Origin of the sequence: Holophaga foetida DSM 6591 (assembly GCF_000242615.2) — a bacterium.
GTDB classification, from domain to species: domain Bacteria; phylum Acidobacteriota; class Holophagae; order Holophagales; family Holophagaceae; genus Holophaga; species Holophaga foetida.
Genome location: NZ_KI912268.1, coordinates 1,980,061 through 2,005,213 on the forward strand (window position 1 = coordinate 1,980,061; position 25,153 = coordinate 2,005,213).

Consider the following 25,153-nt stretch of genomic DNA (forward strand, 5'->3'; position numbering starts at 1 on the left):
ATTTGCCAGCAATATGGCCCGATTTATTGCTTTTTTGATTATTTGTACATGCGGCGGCCCTGCCCCTTCCTCCCCTTCGGGGACGCCACCAAGCCCATGGCCTACTTCGAGCTGCCCGAGGAGCTTCTGGATGACCCGGAGGAACTGGCCCCGTGGGTGCGTGCGGCCATCCAGGTGGCCCAGAAGAAGGCGAAAAACAAGAAGAAGCAAAGCGGGCCGAAATACGGTTAGATTGCCCGCATTGGAGGTCCATTGGCCGAAAACAAACTGCCTCGACCAACTTCTGGTCAGCTATACCCTCCGGTTCCCATACTCCATGAGCCTGCGTCCACAGAAAAATTGTGGCGTTATATGGACTTTACCGTTCAGACATCATATGGACAATTAAAAAAATCACTGGGGAAACTTGATGAATGGAAATCTCGCGCTCACCTGTACCTAACCAAAGTGAATTACATCGACTATGAAACTGAAACATTTGAAGGTGGCGTAGCCGAAGTCGATATTACTCCCTTTTTTCATAAAAGGAAAAGCTTCGAGCACGAGAAAGAATTTCGAATCATCATTCGGCCATATCACGAAACACCTGAGCATATATTACCACCTGTTAATCTAACATTACTCTTTGAGAATATTTATATCTCCCCATTGGCGCCAGTTTGGTTTAAGGTTTTAGTCTCCAATGTGCTAACCACGTATGGGTTAAATACCAACATCGTTCATCATTCTGAACTTGAAAATGATCCAATCTTCTAGGTATACAACACACGCAACCCAACCAATCGTTCAACCCGGCCCCAACAACCACGATCTTCCACCTCCCCCATGCATCCCGCTTTCTCCTCCCCTTCGCTCATCCCACCGACTGCTGGCCTAGTTGTCTCCTTTCGATAGCCCGCCCTGCTCTTTTCATGACCTGTTTGCCTTGCGCGTCCAAACAATTGTGATACATTTAAGAGGGGAGGGCCGTGAATGAAACTCCTCTGGGGACAACGCAACTTAGAAAAGGTCCAAGCCCATAAGCTTGAACCTAGCGAGGTCGAGTCAGCATTCGATGCTGATGATTGGGCCACTGCGGCAAGTGAAAAGCCCTATCGCATTGTTGGCGAAGGCACATCTCATACAAGCCGATTGATCCGAGTCATCTTCGCCGAAACGGACGATGGGTTGTATCCCATCACGGCTTTCCCAATTCATCGCCGGCAAAGGAGGACCCCATGACTGCAAATAAAAAACCATCGTTCAAAGAACTTGAAGCCAACTTCGAAGAGGAAGCGGCCTGGGCTGAGAAGAAATATGGCCCTCAAGTTGTTGGCCGCCTCACCAAGCCGGGGCGTCCGCCAAAAGGTTCCACCATTGAACCAACGACCCCCCACTCGCTTCGAGTGCAGGAAAGCATCTGGCAAGCGTTAACCATCAAAGCACAAAAGGCAGGCCTGACTGTAAACCAGGCCGCACAACTGGCCATTCTCGAATGGTCAAACCGCTAAATGAACGCGGTTCCGGCCTATCTTCCATTCAACCCGACCCCAACAGCCACGATTTACCAATCTTCTTCAAACGCCCCGATCAGGCCTTAGCCGCCAGCACTTCAACTCACCTCACCCCGACCACCAGCGCCACCCCCAGCGTCAGGATCACCACCGCCACCACCATCCTGTGGGTGATGGTCTCCTTGAAGAAGAGGCGTCCAGAGACGATGGCGCAGGCCATGCCGAGCCCCCGGCGCACCGTCTCGTTGAGCCCTGCGGGGACATGGCGGAGAGACTCGATCTGGACCGCGATCACGGCAGCGCCCATCACGGCCACGGTGAGCCCGAGCCCGGGACACCCAGCCAGCGCCCGAGCCTTCTGGAGCGTGGGTGGCAGCTTCCCCGAAACCACGAAGAAGAAACTGAAGATCAGCCCCACACATAGGGTCAAGGCCGGAGCGTACCAGACTCCCGCACCATAGGCGAAGGCGGTCTGATCCATGAGGGCCGTGCAGCTCCAGGCCACGGAGGCCCCCAGCATCAGGGGCACCCCGGGCTCCCGAAGGAAGCCCTTGAATCCGTGCCACTGGGGCGACTTGGCCCCCAGCACCAAGGCACCGCCCACCACCAGGAAGGCGCCGAAGACCTGGGGCAGGCCTGGCACCTGATGGCGGAAGGCCCAGCCGAGCAGGGTCGTCATGACCGGGGTCAGGCTCAGCAGGGGAATGGTCAAGCTCATGGGCGAGCGGTGCAGGGCCTGCATGAAGCAGAATAAACCCACCGCGTTGAGGGTGGCGGAGCCCAGCATGGGGAGGCAGGCCATGGGCGGCAGGATGAAAGGGCCCACGAAAGCCGCATAGAGCGCCAGAAGCGGGGCTTCCGCCAAGGGCAGCAGCACGACGACCACCATGGGATCCACTCGCCGCATGAGGGCCTTCTGTCCCACATCCATCGCGCCCCAGCCGAAGGAGGCGATCAAAGTCAGAACGATGCCGAGGGTGCTGATGGAAGTCAATGCGCCCCCAGGCTGGCCAGAAGCGGAGTCCCGGTGACCAGACAGGTCTTCTGCCGGATGTGGTGCTCGAACTCGGGACGGAAGAGCCGCAGGGCGGATTCCAGGGGCCCGCAGGCCGCATCCCCCAGGGGGCAGAGGGTGCGCATGTTGATCCGCGGCACCAGGCTTTCCAGGAGGGGAAGATCCTCCTCGCGCCCCTGCCCAGCCTCGATGCGGGTCAGGATCTTGGTGACCCAGTTGCAGCCCTCCCGGCAGGGCGTGCACTGGCCGCAACTCTCGTGCGCGTAGAAGCGCAGTAGACGCAGGGTGGCCTGCACCATGCAGGTGCTCTCATCCATGGCGATGATGCCCCCGGATCCGGCCATGGAGCCCCGGGCCTTCACGGTATCGAAGTCCATGGGGCAGTCGAAGGCGCTCGCATCCCACATGGGGGCGCTGGCGCCCCCCGGGATGATGGCCTTGATCTTCCGCCCCGTGCTGGAGCCCCCCCCCAGGTCATTGAGGATGAAATCCAGGGGCAGTCCCAGGGGCAGTTCGTACAGGCCGGGGCGTTTCACATGGCCCGAGAGCCCGAAGATCCGGGTGCCGGTGTTTCCGGGCGTGCCCAGCTTGGCGTATTCGTCTCCGCCCATGCGGAGGATCGGCGGCATCGCCGCGAGGGTCTCCACGTTGTTGACGGTGGTGGGCTGGCCGAAGGCACCCTTGACGGCCGGGAAGGGGGGCTTCACCCGGGGTTCGCCCCGGCGCCCCTCCAGACTGTTGAGGAGAGCCGTCTCTTCGCCGCAGATATAGGCCCCGGCTCCACGATAGGTGAGGATATCGAAGTCGAAGCCCGAGCCCAGGATGTCCCTGCCCAGGTAGCCCGCCTCCCGGGCCTGCTGGAGGGCGGCATCCAGCTTGTCCACCAGCCACTTGAACTCGCCCCGCACATAGATGAAGCCCAGCTTGCAGCCCATGGCCCAGCCCGCGATGACCAGCCCCTCAATGAGCTGATGGGGGTTGTATTCCATGATGGCCCGGTCCTTGAACGTGCCGGGCTCCCCTTCGTCGGCGTTGCAGACCACGTAGCGGGTGAGCTTCCTGTCCTCGATGTCCTTGGGCATGAAGGTCCACTTGAGCCCCGTGGGGAAGCCCGCCCCGCCACGCCCCCGGATGCCCGAGGTCTTCACCTCGGCGGTAACGGCGGAGGGCTCCATCTTCAGGGCCTTGCGCAGTGCCACGTAGCCTTCGTGCTTCTGCTCGTAGGTGCGCAGCTGCCAGTTCTCCAGCTCCCCGGCGCCCCGCAGCATGAGGTTGGGATACCTGCCGGAGCCGAAGCCATCGAAGGTGTAGGACTGGGGATCGGGCTTGGTGCGGATCGCCATCACTTCCCCCACTCGGGCACATCGCCGCACCGGCAGGCCTCGATGATCTGGTCGAGGCGGGCATCATCCACAAACTCGTCGTAGGTCTCCTGGTTCACCTGAAGGCAGGGCCCGCTGCCGCAGGAGCCCAGGCACTCCACCTCCTCCACGCTCCAGAGGCCATCTGGGCTAACCTCGCCGGGGTGGACCTTCAGCCTTTCGCAGAGGCGCTCGAAGAGCTGGGCGCCCCCACGCAGGGCGCAGCAGAGGTTGGTGCATACCTGGATGTGGAAGCGGCCGACGGGTTTCTTCTGATACATGGTGTAGAAGGTGGCGACACCGTAGACATGCCCTTCTGGGATCTGGAGCACCCGAGCCACCGCCTTCATGGCTGCCAGACTGGTGAAGCCCATGTCCTCCTGGGCCACATAGAGAGCCGGAAGGGTGGCGGCCAGAGGATCCGGGTATTTCACCATCAGGGCCCGGATGGCCTCCTCAGCCCGGGAACTCAGGGTTTCGCGATCACCTCGGGGCAGACGCTCCCCAGGGGCTAAAGGACGTCCGCTCGGCTCGGGCACTGGATGGCTCATGGGGCACTCACGTTGAGCTAACAGCTTAGCGCCATCACGAGGGCTTCCTCCCACCCATTCCGTGTGAAACCCAGACATTCCCTCCAGAGCCACGGCCTTGCTTTCGCTGTTCAGAACCGTAAGTTCCATGCAGACTTTGAATCTCACCCAAAAGGAGAAACAATGGTCAGCACTTGGTTCCGGGATCTCGCGGTGAGACGGAAGATCGCCATGGTCATCGGCGTCCTCTCCCTGGTGATGGTGGTCGTACTGGCCTTCGCCCTGAGGGAGGTGTACGCCGCCAAGCAACGCGCTGAAGCAATGTATCACCAAGACCTCATCTCCACGGGGGATCTCACCACGGTCCGGACAGCAGGGCTCAGATCCATGACCGCTCTATACCGGCACTGGCGCGCGGCAAGCCCAGCGGAAGCCGCCCAGCAGGAAGCCATCATGTCCGAGGTGGACGTTCAGTTCGACGAAGCATGGGCTCGGTACGAGAAGACCCTTGCCACCCCACTGGCCCGAGAAGCTGCCCCCAAGTATCGCGAATTGGCGCTGCAGCAGCGACAGGCCAGGCAGGAGTCCATGGCTGCATCCAAAAAAGGTCAGATGGAGCTCGCAAAGCAGATCATGCGCGAACGCTCGGATCCCTTGGAAAAGGACCTCGGCCCCGTGGGTGGCCAGCTCGTGAAGGAGGGTGCCCGGCACGCGGCTGAAGCCCTCAAGTCTGGGGATATCGCAGCGCAGCGGGGGATCATCATCGGCATCGTCCTGGCGGCCATCGGCATTGCCCTGGGCGCCCTCATGGGCTGGGGCCTGGTCAAAGGGATAGATGAGCCCTTGCGCACCTTCGGAGAGGTCATGGACAAGGTGGCGACGGGCGATCTCACCGTCCAGGTGACCATGGCGCGGAAGGACGAGTTCGGGCGGCTGGCTCAAGGGCTTGACGCCATGGTGAACCAGCTGCGCCACCTGATGCAGGGCATCCGCCAGGGGGTGGAAGGCGTGGCCAGCGGCGCCACCCAGCTCTCCGCCTCCGCTGAGGAGATGGCCACCACTTCCAACGAGATCGCCAGGAGCGCGGAGACCCAGCGGAACGGGTCCGAGGCCATGGTGGCAGCGGTGGGCGAACTCTCAGCCTCCATCGAGGAAGTCAACCGGGGAGCCCAGTCCTCCCTGGGACGCCTGGAGGAGGCCCAGGAGGCCACCCTGAAGGGGGACCGGTCCGGGCAGGCCACCCATGAAGCCATGCAGGGCATCACCGCAACCGCCGGGCAGATCGCCAAGGCGGTCAGCGTCATCCAGGAGATCGCCCAGCAGACCAACCTGCTATCCCTCAATGCTGCCATCGAGGCGGCCAAGGCAGGCGAACACGGCAAGGGATTCGCCGTGGTCGCCGAGGAGGTGCGCAAACTCGCGGAACGCAGCTCTGTCTCGGCCAAGGAGATCGCCCGCTACATCGAGGAGGCCAACCAGGCCATCCACAATGGCAGCAGCACCGTGGCGACCACCGTCGAGATCCTCAAGCAGATCCGCTCGGTGCTGGACGACTTCGCCGCCTCCACCCGCCAAGCCGCCGCCGCAACCGCCGAGCAGGCGAGCGCCGGAAACGACGTGGCTCGCCAAGTGGAGGGGAATGCCCAGGAGGCCATCGCCATCGCCTCGGCCATCACCGAGATGTCCGCCACTACCACCGAGGTGGCAAGAACCTCCGCCGACCTGCACCAGTTAGCCGAAGGACTCCAGGTCCAGATCGGGAGATTCAGCATCTGAGCGGCCTGCCAGCCCGAGTTCCGACAGTGCCCATCCAGCCCCGAAAGGGGCTGTTCTTTCAGCAGCCCACACCCTGGAACTCAGTTCATCCACCGGGAAGGTCGAATAGTCAATGCAGGGATACAAGTAGGACATTTCCGTCCATGAAGGGGAAACGCCATGCAATGGCTCGCCAACCTCAAGATCAAGCACAAGCTCTTCCTGATCATCAACCTGCTTGCCCTGCTAACCATCATCATCACGGCGTTCAGCATATGGAATGCCTATTCAAACATGCGGAGCTTCGACAACTTCTACATGCGGAACATGCTTCCGATGAGCAACCTGGATGTGTGCCGCACAGAGCTGGTTCGAGCGTCCTACCGTTCTGCCCTGCATGTGCAAGTATCTTCGGAAGAAAAGAAGAAGCTCGACCTGGAGATCGAGGCCAGCGATCAGAGCTTCGATGAAGCCTGGGCCAAATACTTTGCAAACTTGTCCAGCGACGTGGAGCGGACCAACGCTCCGCTCTACCTGGAGGTGGTCAAGGAATTCAGGACCGCCCGGGACAAGGCCCTGGCCATATCCAGGAATGGGGACAACGCCAAAGCCCTGGAAGTGCTCCGCAAGGAGGCCCACCCCGCCCTGACGAAAAGCGCCAAGATCCAGAAGGTCCTGGCGGAGGACAACCTGAGGCAGGTGGAGGGTGCGGTCAAAGCCAATCATGGGACTTTCAAGGGGAGCACCACCGTTTCAGTCATCCTCGTGGTCGTCGGACTTGCGATCAGCTTTACCATCGGCATCTTGGTGGTCAGCACCATCCTTCGCGCGGTCCAGGGATTCCAGAACACCCTTGGCCAGGTCGCTGCGGGTGATCTCCGGACCAAGGCGTCCATCATCTCCAGGGATGAGCTCGGGAAGATGGGGGAAACCCTCAACGGCATGGTGGACCAGCTGCGCCACCTGATGCAGGGCGTCCGACAGGGGGTGGAAGGCGTGGCCAGCGGCGCCACCCAGCTCTCGGCCTCTGCCGAGGAGATGGCCACCACTTCCAACGAGATCGCCAGGAGCGCGGAGACCCAGCGGAACGGGTCCGAGGCCATGGTGGCAGCGGTGGGCGAACTCTCAGCCTCCATCGAGGAAGTCAACCGGGGAGCCCAGTCCTCCCTGGGACGCCTGGAGGAGGCCCAGGAGGCCACCCTGAGGGGGGACCGGTCCGGGCAGGCCACCCATGAAGCCATGCAGGGCATCACCGCAACCGCCGGGCAGATCGCCAAGGCGGTCAGCGTCATCCAGGAGATCGCCCAGCAGACCAACCTGCTGTCCCTCAATGCTGCCATCGAGGCGGCCAAGGCAGGCGAGCACGGCAAGGGATTCGCCGTGGTCGCCGAGGAGGTGCGCAAACTCGCGGAACGCAGCTCTGTCTCGGCCAAGGAGATCGCCCGCTACATCGAGGAGGCCAACCAGGCCATCCACAATGGCAGCAGCACCGTGGCGACCACCGTCGAGATCCTCAAGCAGATCCGCTCGGTGCTGGACGACTTCGCCGCCTCCACCCGCCAGGCCGCCGCCGCAACCGCTGAGCAGGCAAGCGCCGGAAACGACGTGGCTCGCCAAGTGGAGGGGAATGCCCAGGAGGCCATCGCCATCGCCTCTGCCATTACGGAAATGTCTGCAACAACCTCTGAAGTCGCCAGGACCTCCTCCGATTTGCACCGGCTCGCAGAGGGGCTCCAGCAACAGGTGTCCACCTTCAGGATCTGAACCCGGTGACACCGGAACGGATGACCCCAGCCCCGCTCTCCCAGTCAAAGGGAGTATGCGGGGCTGGGCGTCGCCCGGTCCCTTTCTGGAGGGTACGGCCGGGATACGGGTCCGCGAGGCTCATTTCGGTTTGGGAATCCCAAGATCAGGAAAAGGAGACCTTGACCATTGACCCATTCCCATGATTGATTTCATTTAATTTTCTAATCAACATCCCCGGAGGACACGTGTTTCGAAACTGGTATGGAAACCTGAAGATCAAGCACAAGATATTCGCTGTGATCAACCTTCTCGCCCTTGTGCTGATCATCATCACTTCCCTGGCGGTCCGGGATACCTACGCCGATGTGAAAAGATTCGAGGCCTTTTACAAGGGCAGTCTGGTGCCCGTCAAGGAACTGGCCCTGTTCCGGTCCCAAGTCCTCAAGGCCTCCTACACCACCGAACGCCATTTCAACGCCCCGGCAGCCGAGAGGGCGAACCTGGAAAAGGATATCCAGGAGTGCGACCGGCTTTTCGACGTAGCATGGCCAACCTACGTAGCGGAACTCTCCAGTGACACCGAGCGGAAGAACGCTCCCCTCTACCACAGCAGGATGATGGAGCTGCGAACGGCGCGCGACCGCGCCATTCAAGCCTCTCGCCGGGGAGATGCGCCCAGAGCCATTTCCATCATGGAGACCGAAGCTCAGCCCTTGCTGGTCGATGGCACGCGCTACTGGCAGGTCCTCATGGAGGACAACATGAAGCAGGTCGAGACTGCCGTGTCCGCCAGCCGCGCCAACTTCAACTCGAACGCCACCAAAGGGGTGGGCCTGGCGGTCCTGGGGCTGGTGGCCAGCATCTGGCTCGGCATCGTCGTGGTGAAGATGATTCAGGAGGCGATGGATGCGTTCCAGAAGGCCCTCAACGCGGTCTCAGCAGGTGATCTGAGGGTCCAGTCATCCCTGGACTCGACCGACGAACTGGGAGACATGAGCCGCACGCTCAACCAGATGGTCACTCAACTACGCAATCTCATGCAGGGCATCCGCCAGGGTGTGGAAGGGGTTGCCAGCGGTGCCACTCAGCTCTCAGCTTCCGCCGAACAGATGGCCGCCACCTCCAACGAGATTGCCCGTAGCGCAGACGTCCAGCAAAGCGGTTCCGAGCAGATGGTGGCTGCCGTGGCCGAGCTCTCGGCATCCATCGACGAGGTGAATCGCGGTGCCCAGACCTCCCTGGGACGCCTGGAGGAGGCCTTGGAAGCCACCATGAAGGGCGATCATGCTGGGCAGGCCACCCACGAGGCCATGCAAGGCATCACCGACACCGCCAGCCAGATCGCCAAAGCGGTTGGAGTCATCCAGGAAATCGCCCAGCAGACCAACCTGCTCTCCCTGAACGCCGCCATTGAGGCCGCCAAAGCCGGGGAACACGGAAAGGGATTCGCGGTGGTGGCCGAAGAGGTCCGGAAACTGGCGGAGCGCAGTTCCGTATCAGCCAAGGATATCGGCCGCTACATCGATAACGCCAACGAGGCCATCCAGAATGGCAGCAGCACCGTGGCCACCACCGTGGAGATCCTCAAGCAGATCCGCAGCGTCCTGGACGAATTCGCGGCGTCAACACGGCAGGCCGCAGCCGCCACAGCCGAACAGGCCAATGCGGGAGGCGAAGTCGCGCAGCAGGTGGAAGGAAGCGCCCAAGAGGCCGCCAGCATTGCCTCGGCCATCACTCAAATGTCCGCCACCACCACCGAAGTCGCCAGGACGTCGACAGACCTGCACCGCCTCTCAGAGGGACTGCAGCTCCAGATCGCCTCCTTCAAGGTGTGACACAAGAAGGGGCAGGTCCACGGACCTGCCCCCGTTTTCAGACCTTATTGTGAGCCCCGTCGCAATACGGGGCTTTTTCTGTGTGCTTGCAGAGGCAGAGGGCTTTCTTGGCAGCCTTACCCACCTCGAACTTAAGCGGCTGGAAATCACCACCTTTGTGAGACCCGTCGCAGAAGGGCTGCTTGGCGGAGTTGCCACAGGAACACCAGTAGTAGGTTCCGGGCTCAAGGTCCAGGACCACCGGCTGCCTGTCGTAGATGCGAGGCTCGCTCATCCATCGCTCCTTGAGAATTTGAATGGATGATAACTACTTTGCCTCGTTTTTTACAGCCTCGATATTCAGCGTGATATCAACATCGTCCCCCAACATCCCGGGGAACTTCGTAATGCCGAAATCATTGCGGTTGAGGGTGACAGCCCCCTCGAAACCACCGCGGGTCTCATTCTGGGCCCCCTTCATGGTGCCAAGGATCCCAACGGGAATGGTGATCCGCCGGGACACGCCACGCATCGTCAGGTCGCCAAGCACCTGCAGACGCCCCTTGCCCACCTCTTTCACCGCCACGCTCCTGAAGGTGATGGCAGGGAACTTCTCCACATCAAAGAAATCAGGGCTGCGCAGGTGCTTGTCCCGGGCTTCATTATCGGTGTTTATGCTGGCGGTCTCGATCACGACATCCACCGCAGACTGGGAGAGCTGCTTCTCGTCCACCCGGATGGTGCCCTGGAAGCGGGTGAAACGCCCAGGTGTCTTGGAAACCAGATGGCGGATCCGGAACCCCACCTCGGAGTGGACCGCATCGATGGTGTAGGTGTCCGCCGCCGCAAGGGGCAGACAGAGCACGAAAGCGGCGGCGGATAGCTTGCGAATGATTGAATAGGTCAACATCTTTCCCTCCAGGGCCAAAGGACCGGCTGTGGTTCTTGGACGCCGGAGGAGAGGGATGCGTTAGGCCTTTTTGTGCTCCCGCCACCAGATTTGGCCCCGCAACACGTCCTCCGTTATCTGGGCCCGCAGGCCGTCCACACTGGTGAAGCGGTGTTCGCCCCTCAAGCGATGGAGGAAGGCGAGCTCCAGGTGAGTCCCGTAGAGATCACCCTGGAATCCGGGGAGATGGGTCTCCACCGTAAGCTGCACCCCCTCGAAGGTAGGCTTCTCCCCCACATTGGTCAGCCCCAGGTGCGGCCCGTCGAGATGGCTGCCCTTCACCTCGGTGACATAGACGCCCTTGGCGGGCAGTTGCTCCTGCTCCCACTCCAAGTTGGCGGTGGGGAAACCCAGGTGCCGCCCCCGTCGTTCCCCGTCGACGACCACTCCCGTCAGCGCGAAAGGGTGCCCCAGGAGTACAGCGGCCTCCTGGACATCCCCCTGCTCCAGCGCCTCGCGGATCCGGGTTGAGGAGAGAAAGCCCCCATCGGGCGCGCGGAGGGCATGGGAGTGGATGGCGCAACCCACCTGCTCTCCCCAGATCTTCAGGGAGTCGAGATTGCCAGCCTGGTCACGACCGAAACGGAAGGCCTTGCCCACGTGCAGTTCCCGGGGGTGAAGAACCCGCTGGAACTGTTCAAGGAAGGCCTCGGGGCTCATTTCCGAAAGCGCACGGCTGAAGGGAATGATCCAGGCCAGATCCACGCCCGTCTGCTTGAAGGCCGCCAGACGCTGCCCAAGGGTCATGAGCAGGCGAGGTCGACGTTCCGGCGCAGTGACCACCGTGGGGTGAGGATCAAAGGAGACCACGACTGAAGGCAACCCCCCTTCTACCGCTCGCTGATGAACCTGTTCCAGGAGCTCCCGATGCCCAGCGTGAACACCATCGAAATTCCCCAGGGTCACCAAGCAAGGGCCGAAGGAGGTGGCGGATTCCAGTGAGTGGCGCCAGATCTGCATCAGGGCTCCTCGGGGTGTTCTTCAGGCCAAGCCAGACTGGTCACGATGCAGCCCGCCAGCACCGCAGCGATGAATAGCAGGGAGAAGAGGATGGGGATGTGGTACCAGTTGGCGATACACATCTTGACGCCCACAAAAGTGAGAATGACCGCGAGGCCGGTCTTGAGACGGTGGAAGCGGTCCATCATCTTGGCCAGGAGGAAGTAGAGGCTTCTCAGCCCCAGGATGGCGAAGATATTGGAGGTGTAGACGATGAATGGGTCCCGCGTCACAGCCAGAACGGCCGGGATGGAGTCCACGGCAAAGACCAGATCCGTTCCCTCCACCACCAGGAGCACCAGCAGCATGGGGGTGAAGAAGAGCTTTCCATCGCGCTTCACGGTGAAGTGCTCATGCCCTCCGGACGTGTCGAAGGGGAGGATCCGCTTGAAGAAACGCACCAGCCGGTTGTTGGTCGGATCGCTTTGCTTGTCCTCGGCCACGAACATATGGATACCCGTGTAGACCAGGAAGGCACCGAAGACGTACATCATCCATTCAAAGCGGTTGAGAAGCGCTGTCCCCGCCAGGATCATGACCGCACGCATGATGAGAGCCCCCAGAATCCCCCAGTAGAGGATCCGATGTTGGTTCCTCATCTCCACCTGGAAGGCCCCGAAGAGCATGACGAAGACAAAGAGGTTGTCCACACTCAGGCTCTTCTCCAGGATGTAGCCAGTGAACCACTCAGCACCCCGTTGGAAACCCATGGCGTACCAAACGACCCCGTTGAAAAGCAGGGCCAGCCCAATCCATACCGCACTCCAGGCCGCGGCCTCCTTTGCGCTGGGAGCGTGGATCTTCCGGTTGAAGACCCCGAGATCCATAGCCAGCATGATGAAAATCAGGAGATGGAAACCGATCCAGGCCCACCAGGGTGCCGATTGAAGCAGAGCGTGCAGCAAGGAATCCTCCAGCGGATCAGTTTAACCTATGGATCCAGCCCACCAACTGGGTTGAAACCATCAATTCGTTAGCCAGACCGGTCCCCCCGGCGAAGGATGATCATGAGTACCCCACGACTGTTTCTCGACCTCCACCTGGAACTCGAGCCGGGCCTGACGGTCCCCCTGGATGGCGCCCAAGCCAAGCACATGAACGTCCTGCGCCTGCGGACAGGAGATCCATTGGAACTGGTGCTGCCCAGCGGCCCGTGGCGGGCTGATCTGACCGAGCTACACAAGGACCGGGCTTTGGCCCGATTGGTAGCCCCCCTGGAGGATGACCGGGAGCCCCCCTACCCCATCCACGCCTGCATTCCCCTGACCGCCCAATTGAGCCTGATGGACGAAATGATCCCGCCGCTGGTAGAACTGGGCATCACCCACATCCGCCCCGTGATCTACGCCCGCAGCCAGTTCGACGGAAAGAAGACCCAGGCCCGCATGGAACGATGGCAGCGTATCCTCCTCTCAGCATGCGAACAGAGCCACCGTTCCCGCATCCCCGAACTCCACCAACCGATCCCTCTCGAGACCATCCTGAACCTGGATCTGCCCCAGAAGTGGGTGGCCTACGAACTCCAGACCGGCGAACGGAATCCCACCCTGCAACCAGCCCCCATCGCCTTCACCAGCGGCCCAGAAGGCGGAATCACCGACCAGGAATTCCAGGCCCTCCGCCAGGCTGGCTGGCAACCCCTCAGTTTCGGGAAAAGCATCCTGAGGGCCGTGACCGCACCAGTGGCTCTGGCGGGAGTTGTGGGATGGGGCGCCATGTGAGCCCTTCCCCCCAGAAAGAACGGGCCCCGGAAGGGGCCCCGCTCCTTCTACGCCCTGAATCCAAACCTAGTACCGCACGCCTAGAGAGAAAGTAATGGTTCGAGGGATTGCATAATTATCGCTACTGGTAGCCGTGCCATAAGTTCCGTACCCGGAATTGCTCCAGGAAGCATTAAAGCCTTGTGGATCGCCATCGACATAGTCCCAGTTGGTGTTCCAACTGATCTGCTGCTGGTGATTGAATAGATTACGGATAACCATCTTGGCAAAAAACGTAACCGGCTTGCTACCGATCTTCGGGGTATTGAACTCCTGGGTCAGCGCCAGATCCCAGTACTGCACGCCATTGAATGAACCACCGCCCCGCTCTTTATCCTTGTACTGGGTGAACCAATTCCCGGCTTCTCCGGGAAGATCACTACTGATGTCGCCGGCATAAACACTTCGCGTGTCGCTATAGCGTCGCCCTGCAGTGTATTTATATATCAGGCCGAAAGTCGTGGGACCTATCCCAAAATCCTTAGTATAACTACCCATCAATCTAACACTTACAGGAACATCCCCAGCCAGGTACCCATAGGGCGCGGTCCAGTTCCTGTCCCAGAGCTGCACATTGGCTTGGTTCACACTGTAGTCAGGGTTGTAGGTCGTGAGGGTATTCCAGGCATGGATGCCCTCGCCACGGCCGGGAACGTTCTTATCCTCCCCCTCGTAGTTGCCCCGCAGGGATGAGAAGGTCACGTTGCCGGTGACGGCAAAGGCGTTCTTCTGCCACTGAAAATCGAACTCCAAGCCCCTGTATCGCCGAACCGCATCGGGATCATTGCGCCAGACCTTCATGTAGTGGCGGGCACCATCGTCCCCGACATCAGAAAGCCCTTCGGTGCCGATGCTGTAGTCGATGAGATCATTCCAGTCCTTGTAGACGGCCGTGAGACGGACGAAGCCGCTGCCGTAGGTCGCGTGGTTGAAGGTATAGGCGGCGGAGGCCTGGAACTCTGTCACCGTCGGCGCCTTCAGTTTCCCATCCAGGCGATTGTTCAGAGCCGGATCGTTGTAATAAGTGACGCCACTAGCCGTGCGGTCGTAATTGGCAGGATTGAAGATCTCGGCGTAGCTGACAGAACCGCTCGGACCAATCCAGGCATAGTCGATCTCTTTGGGATTACCCTGGTAGGTCACAGCATTGGTGATGCTTTCAAGAACCTTGGCAGTGTACCGAGCATAACTGAGACCGAACACCCACTTGGAATCCCCGAAGAGATCGTATTTGAGGCCCAGACGGGGGCTCAGGGCATCGGCGGAGGCCGTCTTGGTCCCGGCCTCATTTTCGGCCCTGAAATCATCCCAGCGGAGTCCCATCTGTAAGGACAGGTGGTTGTTCAGAGTCCACTTGTCATTTACATAAAGGCCATAAGTGTAGTTCCTGGTCTCTCCCGACCCTGGGGTGAATTCCCACATGGTGCTGCCTTCGGCCATCTGGGCCACTGGATCGATATTCGTTGCCCCGAAGATCAAACTGGTGGGGGACTGGTCATTCTTGGCTCGCGCCTTCCCCACGTAGTAGTCAAAGCCCATGTCCGTCTGATGGGAGCCCATCCTGTCCCAGAACAGGCTGACCTTCAGGTTCGCGGTCCGGTTGTCTCTGGTATCGCCGCCATCCGCGCTATTGAAAATGCCATTGTTGTAGAAATAGCCGTAGTTTTCATCGTAGATCGGGCTGCCATTGAGGGCAGTGGCCCCGCCAACGTATTTCTGGTGCTTGACACCAAAACGGAATTCCGAAGTGACCCAGGGGGCCCAAGTTGAGCGCAGTCCCAGATTCCAGAATCCGAACTTCTGATTCTGGGGGACGAGGGCCGCCAACTCGCCGGCAGAGTAGTCCCGATTGAGATCCTTCTTTTCCGAACTGTTCCAGGAGCCCACCAGGGTGTGATCCTGGTTGACCAGCCAGGTCAACTTGAGCTGGGTGCGGTTTTCATCATAGGAAAAGGTGTAGGCCTGACCGGCCTGGAGGGCATCAGCGTCGATGTACTCGGTATTGGCGTGCTTCTTATCGAAGTAGGCGACATAGAACCAGAGACGGTCCTTGAGAACAGGCCCCCCGACGGAATACGTCATCTCCTTGTTCCAGGCATCTGACTGGGTGCCATGCTCCTGGAGGGGAGCATAGGCGTTGAGGGACTCCCTGCTCAATTCCGCACGGATCTGCCCAGTGAACTCATTGGAACCGGAACGGGTGATGGAGTTGATGACACCGCCATCCACATTGCCGTATTCGGCCGAAATGGCACCGGTGATGACCTGGATCTCCTCCACGGAATCGTCGATCATTTCCACGCCACGGTTGCCGTACACATTGTCCTGGACATTCTGGCCATCCACCAGATAGACGTTTCCCGAAGTCATGGCGCCCCGGATCTGGACACGGTCACCGACACCGGTGACCACGCCAGGCGTCAACAGAGCCACGGTCTCCATGTTGCGATTAGCCGTGGGCAACTTGTCGATGGTGTCCAGATTGAAGTTGGTGGAGGTCTTCACATCGGTCTTGTCCACGGCGGGGGGGGCGGCAATCACCTCCACCACTGCGCTCTGGACCTGGGAAATCACAATGCGGGGCTGGAAGTTCTGGTCGATGCCCAACTGTTGATTGAGCTTGATGGTCTGGTACCCGCTCTTGTAGACCTCAATGGCGTAGGCTCCTGGCGGCAGCAAGCGGCCGAAGAACTGCCCCTTTTCATTCGTGACCAGGGTGCGCATGCCCTGCATGGAGGGCGAACTCAGGCGAACCGTGACACCAGATACGGGAACACCGCCCTTGTCGACGATCTGGCCAGTCATGCTTGCGGTCTGGGTTCCCTGGGCCACCAGCACTCCGCCCGAGCACAGGCCTGCAACGATGATGTGCGAAAGCGTCGACCGATTACTCCTCATGGGAATCCTCCTTGCCAGGTTGGGATGAATTGGGCTGTACCGTGGTGGAACGGCGCAAAAAGATCGGCGAATTACGCACTTTGTATCACTAGGCCATGAATATGATCATGATTCAGCGTTTGGCAACACTTATCTCACGGCCATGATTCTTTAAAGAGAAAGGCATTTAGTCAGGATGAAGGAGATGGAATGGAGACAGATGCAAAGAACTTGGAATCAGTCAACCAAGACACACCGGCCTGCCCCGCGAAGCGGAGGGGCTCCCAGAGAGGGCGAGAGGGCTTCGGCAGGCCCGCGCGTCGCAGCCAGTCTTCGCTTTTCTCTGCCCTCTATAGCTACTCTTTATACGCCTTCAGACTGCGGCAAAGCCCGGCCAATTCCGGCTTTGCCACCGCATCCAAGTGCGCGGTTACGCGACGCTTGACGGCGAATCGTTATTATTCCTCTGTCACAACCTGCCCCTCACATCGAGGGTCAAAGGGAATGTTGTATTGCTTGCAGGCGGCGATGAAGGTTTCCCGGTCGTGACAGTGGAGGTAGGCCTCCATGGGCTCAACCGTCTGATTGGCGATGAGTTGGATCAGGGCATCATTGTGGGTCACCTGCCCGTAGCGCCCGGCTTTCATGCCACCAGGAAGCTCGAGCACCCGATCTTCCCTGATCATGGAGGCGATGGTGGGGTTGTTGAACAGGGTTTCCAGCGCCACAGCCCGCCCCCCGCCAAGGCGGCGCAGCAGGGTGTGACCGATGATGGCCTTGAGCCCTTCGGCCAACTGAGCTCGAATGCGGGCCTTCTGATCTGTGGGGAAGGCATCGATCAGATAGTAGAGCGTGTCGCAAGGGGTGACTGAGGGCACCATGGCGAAGACAAGACGGCCGGTCAAGGCGGCCTGGAGCGTCAGGTCGATGGTTTCAGCGTCCCGCAACTCCCCCACAGCCAGAATATCCGGAGCCTGCCTCAGCGCTGCACGAAGGGCGCGTTTCTGGGCCTCCAGATCCCGTCCCGTCTCCTTGTGACGGATGAGGCTCCGACCATCCGGAAACTCGAATTCCCGGGAGTCCTGGATCAGGATGGCGTAGCCGGGACGGTGGGCATGGGCCAGATTCACCAGGCAGGCCTGGGTGGTAGACTTGCCCGACCCCATGGCCCCCGTAAGAATGACCAGGCCCTGGTTGAGGCACGCCAAACGCTGAACGGGCTTGCCCAAACCCAGGGTCTCGGCATCGGGAATGAGCTTGGGAGCAATGCGAACTGCGACCGAAGGCCCCTGGCTGTCATGAAAGAGGCTCACCCGTAAACGGAAGATACTCCCTGGCTGAGTGGATGCGAATTCGGTGTCATGGCCGGCCCGGAAGGCTTCCAGGACCTCCGGTGGAGCCCAGGCCTTGATCAGTTCTTCGATCTGACGGGGAGCCCAGACCCCAGCCTCGCTATCCACCAGCAGCTGGCCGTCCATGCGAAAAATAGCGGATTCCTTGGAGTTCAGGTAGAGGTCGGATCCGCCTTCCCTCAACAAACGCGATATGAGCGGTTCCAGGGCCGCGGGGGCCCCAGAGACCTGGGTCGGCGTTGCCCCACCAGGAGCCTCGCGGGGAGAGCGCCCCACCACAATCTGTGCGCCAGCCTGGAATCGGCGCGTCACGATCCGGAAGACCTCGTCCGCATAGGAGTATGTAAAGCGGAGTTCCTGGCCACGCTTGAAGTGCTCTTCTTGATCTTCTGGCAGAATCTCTCGAATGAGCCCATCCAATTGGGGGCCTCCCATCGGAGTGCTACCAAATGGGCTGCGATGCCCCCCGGGCAATTCATAGGTCGGGAAATCCCCCGCCAACAGGCGCAGCACAGTGGCTCCGCGGCTCACCATCTGGTCCAGCAGGACATCGATCTTCGGCATGGAAGCACCCGTATCAAGGAGCCTACCAATAATAAGGCCAATGGGAGGAATTCGCGCCCCCATTCAAGGCTGGCCGAAAATACCATCGAGCATGTCCCGCCAAGGGAAGGCCCAGCCCCCGAAAACACGTGTCACGAGGCTACGGATATAAAAAAAGCGGGCCGAGGCCCGCTTTTTTTATAGAGCGAAAGAACTTACTTCTTTTCGGCAGCGGCAGGAGCGGCCTCGGCCTTCTTGGCGGCCTTCTTGGCCTTCTTCACGGCCTTCTTGGGGGCGGGGGCGGCGGGAGCGGCCTCAGCCTTCTTCTCTTCGGCGGTCATGGCCTGCTTCTCGGCAGCGGCAGGAGCGGCTTCGGCCTTCTTGGCGGCCTTCTTGGCCTTCTTCACGGCCTTCTTGGGGGCGGGGGCGGCGGGAGCGGCCTCAGCCTTCTTCTCTTCGGCGGTCATGGCCTTCTTCTCGGCAGCGGCAGGAGCGGCCTCGGCCTTCTTGGCAGCCTTCTTGGCCTTCTTCACGGCCTTCTTGGGGGCGGGGGCGGCGGGAGCGGCCTCAGCCTTCTTCTCTTCGGCGGTCATGGCCTGCTTCTCGGCAGCGGCAGGAGCGGCCTCGGCCTTCTTGGCGGCCTTCTTAGCCTTCTTCACGGCCTTCTTGGGGGCGGGGGCGGCGGGAGCGGCCTCAGCCTTCTTCTCTTCGGCGGTCATGGCCTTCTTCTCGGCAGCGGCAGGAGCGGCCTCGGCCTTCTTGGCGGCCTTCTTAGCCTTCTTCACGGCCTTCTTGGGGGCGGGGGCGGCGGGAGCGGCCTCAGCCTTCTTCTCTTCGGCGGTCATGGCCTGCTTCTTCTCGGCCTTCTTGACATCTTCCTTCTTGGTCTCGACCTTGGCGGTCTCGGCCTTCTTGGTCTGCTCAGCGAAGGCAGGGCTGATGAGGGCGGCAGCCACGAGCAGGGCAGCAAGCTTGTTCATGTGAATTCTCCTAGGTTTGGACCGGCACGGCCGGGGTCTGGGAGCCTTCAAGCATAATGCGGGCCAAAGATGAGACCGTGTTTTTTCAAGCGATCTCCGCTCCCACCGGACCGACACGACGTTGCATTCCACAACGCGATGCAAAATGCAGCGCCATCGACCAAGAGACTCAGGCCAAATCCTCCGCCCCATCCCCGAGCCCCAGATCTTTGAGTTTGCGATAGAGAGTGGTCCGGTCCTTCCCCAGGATTTCGGCGATCCGGCTCTTCCGGCTTTCATGTTTCAGCAACACCTGGATGTATCGCCGCTCCAATTCCTCCAAGGTGGGGAGATGATCCCATGAATCAATCAATTCAAGCAGCGGGGCCAGGGCGTCGGGCAGGACCGGAGCCTTGTTGGCCACCTCCTCCCGGATCTTTTCCGGGAGGTCCTCCGGGGTGATCTCCCGCCCCCGACTGAGTTGGGTCAGATGCTCGATGACATTGCCCATCTCCCGGACATTGCCCGGCCAGCTGTAGCGTTCGAGCATCCTACGGGCATCAGGGCGGATGCTGTAGGTCTGGCCATCCTTCAGGCTGATCTCCGCTAGGAAGTGATCCAGCAGCAGGGGGGCGTCCGAAAGGATCTTCCCGGTGTGCTCATCCCGGGAATGGCGTTCCCGGACCGCAGGCATCCGGATCTCCACAACACTCAAACGGTAGTAGAGGTCCTCCCGGAACTTCCCGGCCTTGACCATCTGGTTCAGGTCGCGATTGGTGGCAGCAATGACCCTGACATCCACGGAAATAACCTTGGAGCCACCGACACGCCGGAGCTCATGCTCCTGGAGAACCCTCAAGAGGCGGACCTGGAAGCTGGGGGAGGTTTCGCCGATCTCATCCAGAAAGATGGTTCCGCCGCTGGCCTCCTCGAAGAGCCCCTTCTTGTCGGAGATGGCACCGGTAAAGGAGCCCTTCTCGTGGCCGAAGAGCTCAGACTCCAACAGGCTTTCGGTGAGGGCACCGCAGTTGATGGCCACAAAGGGACGATCCTTGCGGTCACTGCTCTGGTGGATGTTCCTGGCCACCAGTTCCTTGCCGGTGCCGCTCTCGCCAGAAATCAGCACCGTCGAGCGGCTGTTCTGAAGCGAGGCGATGGTGCGATAGACCTCCATCATCTTGGGGCTGGAGCCAATCATGAGGCTCTTCTGAAGGGGGGGCACACGACCGCTCCGCTTGCCTCCGCCCTGGTTTTCACGGCGGACCACAGCCCGCTTGACCAGTGCCTTCAGTTCCTCGTTGTTCCACGGCTTGGAGATGAAGTCAAAGGCCCCCTCTTTCACCGCCTCCAGTGCCTTCTCCAAGGTGCCGAAACCGGTGAGCAGGATTGTCTCCACACCGAGGGGCTTGGCGGCCCGGAGGAGATCCAGACCGTCCAGGTTTGCCTCCAGATTGATATCCGAAAGCATGACCTCAAAGGGGCGGCTCTTCAGAAGCTCGAGAGCATCCTCCGGGCGGGTAGCCTTCACGACCTCCAGATCCATGCCCTCCCCCCCCTGTCCGAGGAGGAGCTCCAGCAGATCGCATGTCTCCCGGCTGTCATCCACCACTAACACTCTTGCCATACCGACCTCGTTCACGCTGGACATGTTCCTGATTGAGGGTAACCTTGCTTCACCACTTTCGGAGAGAGCTATGAGAAGACTTGCCTTACTTGCCCTGGGCTTGTTGTTTTCCGCCATCACCCTAGGCGCTACAGACCTGACCATCGCCTTCAAGGTTGAAGGCAAAAGCCTGATGGGTGGCAAGACCACCACCGAAACCCACTACTACACCTCGAAGTACCAGATGGTTCGCAATGAATCGTCCAAGACCGACAGCCTTGTAGATTACGAGAAGGCCACCACCTACACCATTGATCACGATAAGAAGAAGATTGCGATGATGCGTATGGACGACGCGTTGGCGGCCATGGAATCCATGGACCAGCAGAGTCCTGGGGCCATGAAGGGCGTCATGGGAGCCATGTTCGGGGACGCCAGCAAGTGCACCGTCGAGAAGATGGGCACCGAGGCGGTGGCCGGCCGCACCTGCACGATCCACAAGATCACCGTAGGCAAGCTGGTCATGGTCATGAGTGCCGACCCCAGCCTCAGCGCTCCAGTGCCCGCCGCCAGCTACAGCAGGATGATGAAGGCCCGGGCTGCCACCATGGCCAAGGCCGGTCCTTCCGCCGCATCCTTCAAGCGCCTCTATGAGGAAATGAGCAAGATCAAGGGGCTTCCCCTCAAGACCAGAATGAGCGGTTTCCTGGGCATGAACGCGCTCTCCGAGGCGACCCAGATCAAGGCAGGCCCGATTTCCGGTGCCATTTTCGCCCTGCCGGCCTACCCCATCGAAGATGCGGGCAAGCAGTTGCGCGAGGAGATCTCGAAAGGAAAGAAGAAGTAGTTCAGGTGAAGTTCAGTCGCTCACTGGAACTCAACTGGGGCTTGCCCTCCAGGAAGCCCAGCGCAGCAGCCCGGACACCTTCGACATCCCGGGCCCCCTGGATCCGCTTGAACATCTCGTGGCCGAAGAAGAAGTTCTTGGCGAAGTAGAAGCTGAACTCCTTCATCCGGCCATAGGCGCGATCCTGGGGCATATCCTCCAGGGTGTACCGGTACAGGCGCTCCCAGACCTCGGCGTGATCGACCTCCACCTTGGGGAGCCCGGCGAAGTCCCGGAAGATCCAGGGCTTCACCGCCACGATGCGCCCGAGCATGATCCCCGCCAGGGGCGCGAAGAGGGCGGCGTTGGCCTCCACATCCCTGGGGGAGCAGATATCCCCATTGCCGATGATCGGGAGCGAGGTCTGGGCCGCGAGCCACGGGAACTCGCTCCAGCGGGCGCGGCGCTTGAGCTTTTCGCCCGAGAAGCGGGGATGCACCGTGATGGCCTGGACCCCTGCATCCTCAAAGAGCCTCAGGCGCTCCAGGAAGGGGCCCCGCCAGTTCTCCGGATCATCCCCGAGGCGGACCTTCACCGTCAGGGCCCCCTGGTAGCAGCGACGGATCCGGGTCAGGACACCCCTGAGCCGGTCAAAGTCCCGAAAGAGCGCCGCCCCTGAGGCCTGGCACTGGATCTTGGGGGCGGGACATCCGAGGTTCAGATCAATGGCGGTGAAGTCCAAACCGGCCATCTTCTCAAGCACCGCCTCCAGGTTCTCCTCACCGGAGGTCCGGAACTGGTAGATGACGGCACCCTCGCAGGGTCTGCGCTTGCTGAAGGGCGACTGCTCCGGGCTCTCATGCAGGAATGCGGAGGCCGAAAGCATTTCGGTGAAGAGGGCACCATACCCCCCGAAGTCCGCCAGGAGTCGGCGGAAGGCGGAGTGGGTCACCCCGGCCATGGGTGCCAGCAGGAGCGGGGGGGAGATGACGGCATCGGGAAGGCGCAAGGATTCAAGCATCAGGGAACCAGGATAGGATACAGGGCTCGGATACAGAGCCCGGGAACATAGGAAATATGCAGGAACCACGCACTCCGAGCCCTCTGGCTCCCTTGGCCTCACGAGCCTTCCTCGCCATCTGGATCGCCTCCATGGCCTCCAATATCGGCACCCAGGTCCAGAGCGTCGGCGAAAAGTGGCAGATGGCCCACCTGACCGCCTCTCCCCTGCTGGTGGCCCTCATCGAGACGGGCACCACCCTGCCGGTCCTCGGACTCGGTCTGGCGGCGGGGGCCCTGGCGGATATCCTCGACCGCCGACGCCTGCTCATGACGACCCAGGTCTTCATGATGCTGGTGGCGGGAGCCTTGGCAGCCCTCACCTTCCTGGGACAGGTCACCCCGACCGTGCTATTGGGGATGTCCCTTCTCATCGGCATCGGTTCGGCCCTGAGCATGCCCGCCTTCCAGGCCATCGTCCCGGAACTGCTCCCCCGCAGGGACCTGGGAGCGGGGGTGGCCCTCAATAGCGCCGGATTCAACGCCAGCCGCGCCCTCGGGCCGGCCCTGGGGGGCTTCGTAGTGGGGCTTCTGGGAGCCGGATGGGCCTTCACGCTGAACGCCGTCTCCTTCCTGGCCGTGGTCACCGTCATGGCCCGGTGGCAGCGCCCGGTCCCCACCCAGGATCTCCCTTCAGAGCGATTCCTGGGGGCCATGAAGGTGGGCTTCCGGTATGTGCGCCACAGCCGCCCCCTTCAGATCATCCTGCTGCGGGCCCTGGGCTACACCTGGTTCGCAGGGGTCATCTTCTCCCTCCTGCCGGTGCTGGCCATTCACCATCTGAAGCTAAGCTCCTCGGCCTTCGGCCTCCTCATGGGCTGCGTCGGCGCCGGAGCCGTGGGCGTCACCCTCTTCATGCCGAGGCTGCGGGCCAGATACACGGCCAACCAGCTCCTCTGCGGCTTCTCCCTGTTGGCCATGGTGGCCCAGTTCGTCATCGCCTTCGTGCCCCACACCCTCACGGTGGCCATCTGTCTCTTCTGCGCCGGCATGGGTTGGCTGGCGGTGCTTTCCACCGTCAACACGGCCATCCAACTCTCGGTGCCCTCCTGGGTGAAGGCCCGGGCCTTCGGAGCCTACCAGATGGTCTGGGGAGGTTCCATGGCCCTGGGAGCCGCCTTCTGGGGAGCCATCGCCCAGCACCTGGGTCTGACGACCGCCTTCGCCCTTTCAGCTGCAGGGCTGGGACTGACCCTGGCCCTGATCGGACGGCAGCGGATCCAGGTCTTCGAAGAGGAACTCGACCTGTCCCCCCACAGCGATGGCCCCCATCGCCCCAGCCCCATCCCTCTGGATGCTGGCCCCATCCTTGTCCAACTCGAGTATCGGATCCAGCCGGACGCACGGGAGGCATTCATGGAAGCCATGGGGCCCGTGCGCCGCCTGAGGCTTCGGGATGGAGCTCTCCGCTGGGCACTCTTCGAGGAACCGGCTGAGTCGAAGGACCTCCTGATTCACTTCGTGGAGTCCTATCTCAGTTCGAGCATGGGCGAGCACCTGCGCCAGCACCACCGCAATACCAACGCCGACCGGGAACTCCTAACCCAAGCCTACCAGTGGGACCCCAAGGGACAACCCACGGCCCGTCATCTGGTAGCGGTGAGCGAAGACTCCCCCTCCCTGATCCAGCGGATATGGCATTGACTTTTACCTTGCACCACTTGACAAACAGTGCCATTCTGATTGGCCTTGTCTTGGGCCCTCCAAGCGCTTCGTGTACCTCGAAGCCGCCCAAGCCTCCCGTGTGAGGGTCTTATGTACGCAGTGATTCAAACTGGTGGCAAGCAGTACCGGGTCTCCGAAGGGGACGTGGTCCGTGTGGAACTCCTCGAGAAGGAGCCCAAGCAGTCCGTGGTGTTCGACCGCGTGCTCCTGGTGGCCAATGAAAATGATTTGCAGGTCGGTCAGCCCATCGTGGCCGGTGCCACCGTCGAGGCTGAGGTGATCCGCCACGACCGCGCCAAGAAGGTCGTGATCTTCAAGAAGAAGCGCACCACCACCTACCAGCGCACCCAGGGCCACCGTCAGGGCTTCACCGAAGTCCGCATCAAGGGCATCAAGGGGTGAACGCTGTCCGGGGGTTCCGGCTGCGCCTGACACCCCCGGCCCCCCACGCTTTCGCAGGCCAAGCCCGCTCAAGCTCAACCAGTAACGAAAGTTAAAAAGTCATTGAGGTCCTAACATGGCACATAAAAAGGGCGTAGGTTCCAGTCGTAACGGTCGCGATTCCCACTCTCAGCGCCTCGGCGTGAAGAAGTTCGGTGGCGAAGTCGTCACCGCCGGGAGCATCATCGTTCGTCAGCGCGGCACCAAGTTCAAGATGGGCGTCAACGTGGGCATGGGCACTGACCATACCCTCTTCGCCAAGATCAATGGCAAGGTGCGCTTCCAGGACAAGGGCCAGCACGGTCGGTTCATCCACATCGACCCCGTCGAGGCCTGATCCAGCAGAATGACCACCGAAAGCGCGCGGCCGATGGCCTGCGCGCTTTTTCTATCTCCAGAACCCAGG

Annotated in this window: 23 protein-coding genes; 11 read left to right on the forward strand and 12 right to left on the reverse strand. The window is 61.0% G+C overall.

What is annotated here, in order from left to right; genetic code table 11:
* Positions 1-48 precede the first annotated feature (48 nt).
* From HOLFODRAFT_RS20250 to HOLFODRAFT_RS0208685, 3 genes are all read left to right on the forward strand, one after another.
* A complete protein-coding gene (locus tag HOLFODRAFT_RS20250; RefSeq protein WP_043485796.1) occupies positions 49-231 on the forward strand; it encodes a hypothetical protein in 183 nt (60 codons plus the stop codon).
* A gap of 21 nt (positions 232-252) precedes the next feature.
* Positions 253-756 (forward strand): hypothetical protein, encoded by a 504-nt coding sequence (locus HOLFODRAFT_RS24470; RefSeq protein ID WP_148300402.1) that lies wholly within the window; start codon positions 253-255, stop codon positions 754-756.
* Between the two features lie 461 nt (positions 757-1,217).
* The gene (locus HOLFODRAFT_RS0208685) at positions 1,218-1,490 is read left to right on the forward strand and encodes a hypothetical protein (RefSeq protein ID WP_005037896.1); all 273 of its coding nucleotides are present in this window, start codon (positions 1,218-1,220) and stop codon (positions 1,488-1,490) included.
* Positions 1,491-1,596: 106 nt separating this feature from the next.
* Here HOLFODRAFT_RS0208685 and HOLFODRAFT_RS0208690 read toward each other — a convergent pair whose 3' ends face one another.
* Genes HOLFODRAFT_RS0208690 through HOLFODRAFT_RS20255 form a run of 3 tightly spaced genes read right to left on the reverse strand, consistent with a single transcriptional unit; the run spans position 1,597 to position 4,420 of the window.
* A complete protein-coding gene (locus HOLFODRAFT_RS0208690; protein WP_005037898.1) occupies positions 1,597-2,487 on the reverse strand; it encodes a DMT family transporter in 891 nt (296 codons plus the stop codon).
* Entirely contained in the window at positions 2,484-3,851 is a 1,368-nt protein-coding gene (gene nuoF, locus HOLFODRAFT_RS0208695) for an NADH-quinone oxidoreductase subunit NuoF (protein WP_005037900.1), read from the reverse strand. The genes HOLFODRAFT_RS0208690 and nuoF overlap by 4 nt, the downstream gene beginning before the upstream one ends.
* Positions 3,851-4,420: an NADH-quinone oxidoreductase subunit NuoE family protein gene (locus HOLFODRAFT_RS20255; RefSeq protein ID WP_052572516.1), complete on the reverse strand. Its 570-nt coding sequence runs from the start codon at positions 4,418-4,420 to the stop codon at positions 3,851-3,853. Before HOLFODRAFT_RS20255 ends, nuoF begins: the two co-directional genes overlap by 1 nt.
* Before the next feature lie 162 nt (positions 4,421-4,582).
* On the opposite strand from HOLFODRAFT_RS20255, the gene HOLFODRAFT_RS0208705 reads away from it, so the two are divergent.
* The 3 genes from HOLFODRAFT_RS0208705 (at position 4,583) to HOLFODRAFT_RS0208715 (ending at position 9,735) form a co-directional block, all read left to right on the forward strand.
* The gene (locus tag HOLFODRAFT_RS0208705) at positions 4,583-6,175 is read left to right on the forward strand and encodes a methyl-accepting chemotaxis protein (RefSeq protein WP_005037904.1); all 1,593 of its coding nucleotides are present in this window, start codon (positions 4,583-4,585) and stop codon (positions 6,173-6,175) included.
* A 159-nt stretch (positions 6,176-6,334) separates the two neighbouring features.
* Entirely contained in the window at positions 6,335-7,918 is a 1,584-nt protein-coding gene (locus HOLFODRAFT_RS0208710) for a methyl-accepting chemotaxis protein (RefSeq protein ID WP_005037906.1), read from the forward strand.
* Positions 7,919-8,145: 227 nt separating this feature from the next.
* Positions 8,146-9,735, forward strand: coding sequence for a HAMP domain-containing methyl-accepting chemotaxis protein (locus HOLFODRAFT_RS0208715; RefSeq protein WP_005037908.1), 1,590 nt, complete (start codon positions 8,146-8,148; stop codon positions 9,733-9,735).
* 37 nt (positions 9,736-9,772) lie between these two features.
* Here HOLFODRAFT_RS0208715 and HOLFODRAFT_RS0208720 read toward each other — a convergent pair whose 3' ends face one another.
* From HOLFODRAFT_RS0208720 to HOLFODRAFT_RS0208735, 4 genes are read right to left on the reverse strand one after another with little or no spacing between them, the layout of a single operon-like run.
* A complete protein-coding gene (locus HOLFODRAFT_RS0208720; protein ID WP_005037910.1) occupies positions 9,773-10,009 on the reverse strand; it encodes a CDGSH iron-sulfur domain-containing protein in 237 nt (78 codons plus the stop codon).
* Between the two features lie 33 nt (positions 10,010-10,042).
* Complete coding sequence (locus tag HOLFODRAFT_RS0208725) at positions 10,043-10,624, reverse strand: YceI family protein (RefSeq protein WP_005037912.1); 582 nt, start codon at positions 10,622-10,624, stop codon at positions 10,043-10,045.
* A 60-nt stretch (positions 10,625-10,684) separates the two neighbouring features.
* Entirely contained in the window at positions 10,685-11,623 is a 939-nt protein-coding gene (gene ribF / locus HOLFODRAFT_RS0208730; protein ID WP_005037913.1) for a riboflavin biosynthesis protein RibF, read from the reverse strand.
* Positions 11,623-12,567 carry a TerC family protein gene (locus HOLFODRAFT_RS0208735; RefSeq protein ID WP_005037916.1) on the reverse strand — a complete coding sequence of 315 codons (945 nt, stop codon included), beginning with the start codon at positions 12,565-12,567 and terminating at the stop codon, positions 11,623-11,625. Before HOLFODRAFT_RS0208735 ends, ribF begins: the two co-directional genes overlap by 1 nt.
* A gap of 102 nt (positions 12,568-12,669) precedes the next feature.
* On the opposite strand from HOLFODRAFT_RS0208735, the gene HOLFODRAFT_RS0208740 reads away from it, so the two are divergent.
* Complete coding sequence (locus HOLFODRAFT_RS0208740; protein WP_005037919.1) at positions 12,670-13,383, forward strand: RsmE family RNA methyltransferase; 714 nt, start codon at positions 12,670-12,672, stop codon at positions 13,381-13,383.
* A 66-nt stretch (positions 13,384-13,449) separates the two neighbouring features.
* Here HOLFODRAFT_RS0208740 and HOLFODRAFT_RS0208745 read toward each other — a convergent pair whose 3' ends face one another.
* From HOLFODRAFT_RS0208745 to HOLFODRAFT_RS0208760, 4 genes are all read right to left on the reverse strand, one after another.
* Positions 13,450-16,320 (reverse strand): TonB-dependent receptor, encoded by a 2,871-nt coding sequence (locus HOLFODRAFT_RS0208745; RefSeq protein WP_005037921.1) that lies wholly within the window; start codon positions 16,318-16,320, stop codon positions 13,450-13,452.
* A 437-nt stretch (positions 16,321-16,757) separates the two neighbouring features.
* Positions 16,758-18,215 carry a type IV pilus twitching motility protein PilT gene (locus tag HOLFODRAFT_RS0208750; RefSeq protein WP_005037923.1) on the reverse strand — a complete coding sequence of 486 codons (1,458 nt, stop codon included), beginning with the start codon at positions 18,213-18,215 and terminating at the stop codon, positions 16,758-16,760.
* Positions 18,216-18,409: 194 nt separating this feature from the next.
* A complete protein-coding gene (locus tag HOLFODRAFT_RS24820; protein WP_052572517.1) occupies positions 18,410-19,174 on the reverse strand; it encodes a hypothetical protein in 765 nt (254 codons plus the stop codon).
* A gap of 169 nt (positions 19,175-19,343) precedes the next feature.
* Entirely contained in the window at positions 19,344-20,777 is a 1,434-nt protein-coding gene (locus HOLFODRAFT_RS0208760; protein ID WP_026939185.1) for a sigma-54-dependent transcriptional regulator, read from the reverse strand.
* Between the two features lie 70 nt (positions 20,778-20,847).
* Between HOLFODRAFT_RS0208760 and HOLFODRAFT_RS0208765 the strand changes: the two genes are divergently transcribed.
* Positions 20,848-21,603: a DUF4412 domain-containing protein gene (locus HOLFODRAFT_RS0208765; RefSeq protein ID WP_005037928.1), complete on the forward strand. Its 756-nt coding sequence runs from the start codon at positions 20,848-20,850 to the stop codon at positions 21,601-21,603.
* Position 21,604: 1 nt separating this feature from the next.
* Here HOLFODRAFT_RS0208765 and HOLFODRAFT_RS0208770 read toward each other — a convergent pair whose 3' ends face one another.
* A complete protein-coding gene (locus HOLFODRAFT_RS0208770; RefSeq protein ID WP_005037930.1) occupies positions 21,605-22,603 on the reverse strand; it encodes a tRNA dihydrouridine synthase in 999 nt (332 codons plus the stop codon).
* 56 nt (positions 22,604-22,659) lie between these two features.
* On the opposite strand from HOLFODRAFT_RS0208770, the gene HOLFODRAFT_RS20265 reads away from it, so the two are divergent.
* From HOLFODRAFT_RS20265 to rpmA, 3 genes are all read left to right on the forward strand, one after another.
* Positions 22,660-24,285 carry an MFS transporter gene (locus tag HOLFODRAFT_RS20265; protein WP_043485798.1) on the forward strand — a complete coding sequence of 542 codons (1,626 nt, stop codon included), beginning with the start codon at positions 22,660-22,662 and terminating at the stop codon, positions 24,283-24,285.
* A 111-nt stretch (positions 24,286-24,396) separates the two neighbouring features.
* Positions 24,397-24,708: a 50S ribosomal protein L21 gene (gene rplU / locus HOLFODRAFT_RS0208780; RefSeq protein WP_005037934.1), complete on the forward strand. Its 312-nt coding sequence runs from the start codon at positions 24,397-24,399 to the stop codon at positions 24,706-24,708.
* A gap of 115 nt (positions 24,709-24,823) precedes the next feature.
* On the forward strand, positions 24,824-25,084 hold the full coding sequence (rpmA, locus tag HOLFODRAFT_RS0208785; protein WP_005037936.1) for a 50S ribosomal protein L27: 261 nt from the start codon (positions 24,824-24,826) through the stop codon (positions 25,082-25,084).
* Positions 25,085-25,153 lie beyond the last annotated feature (69 nt).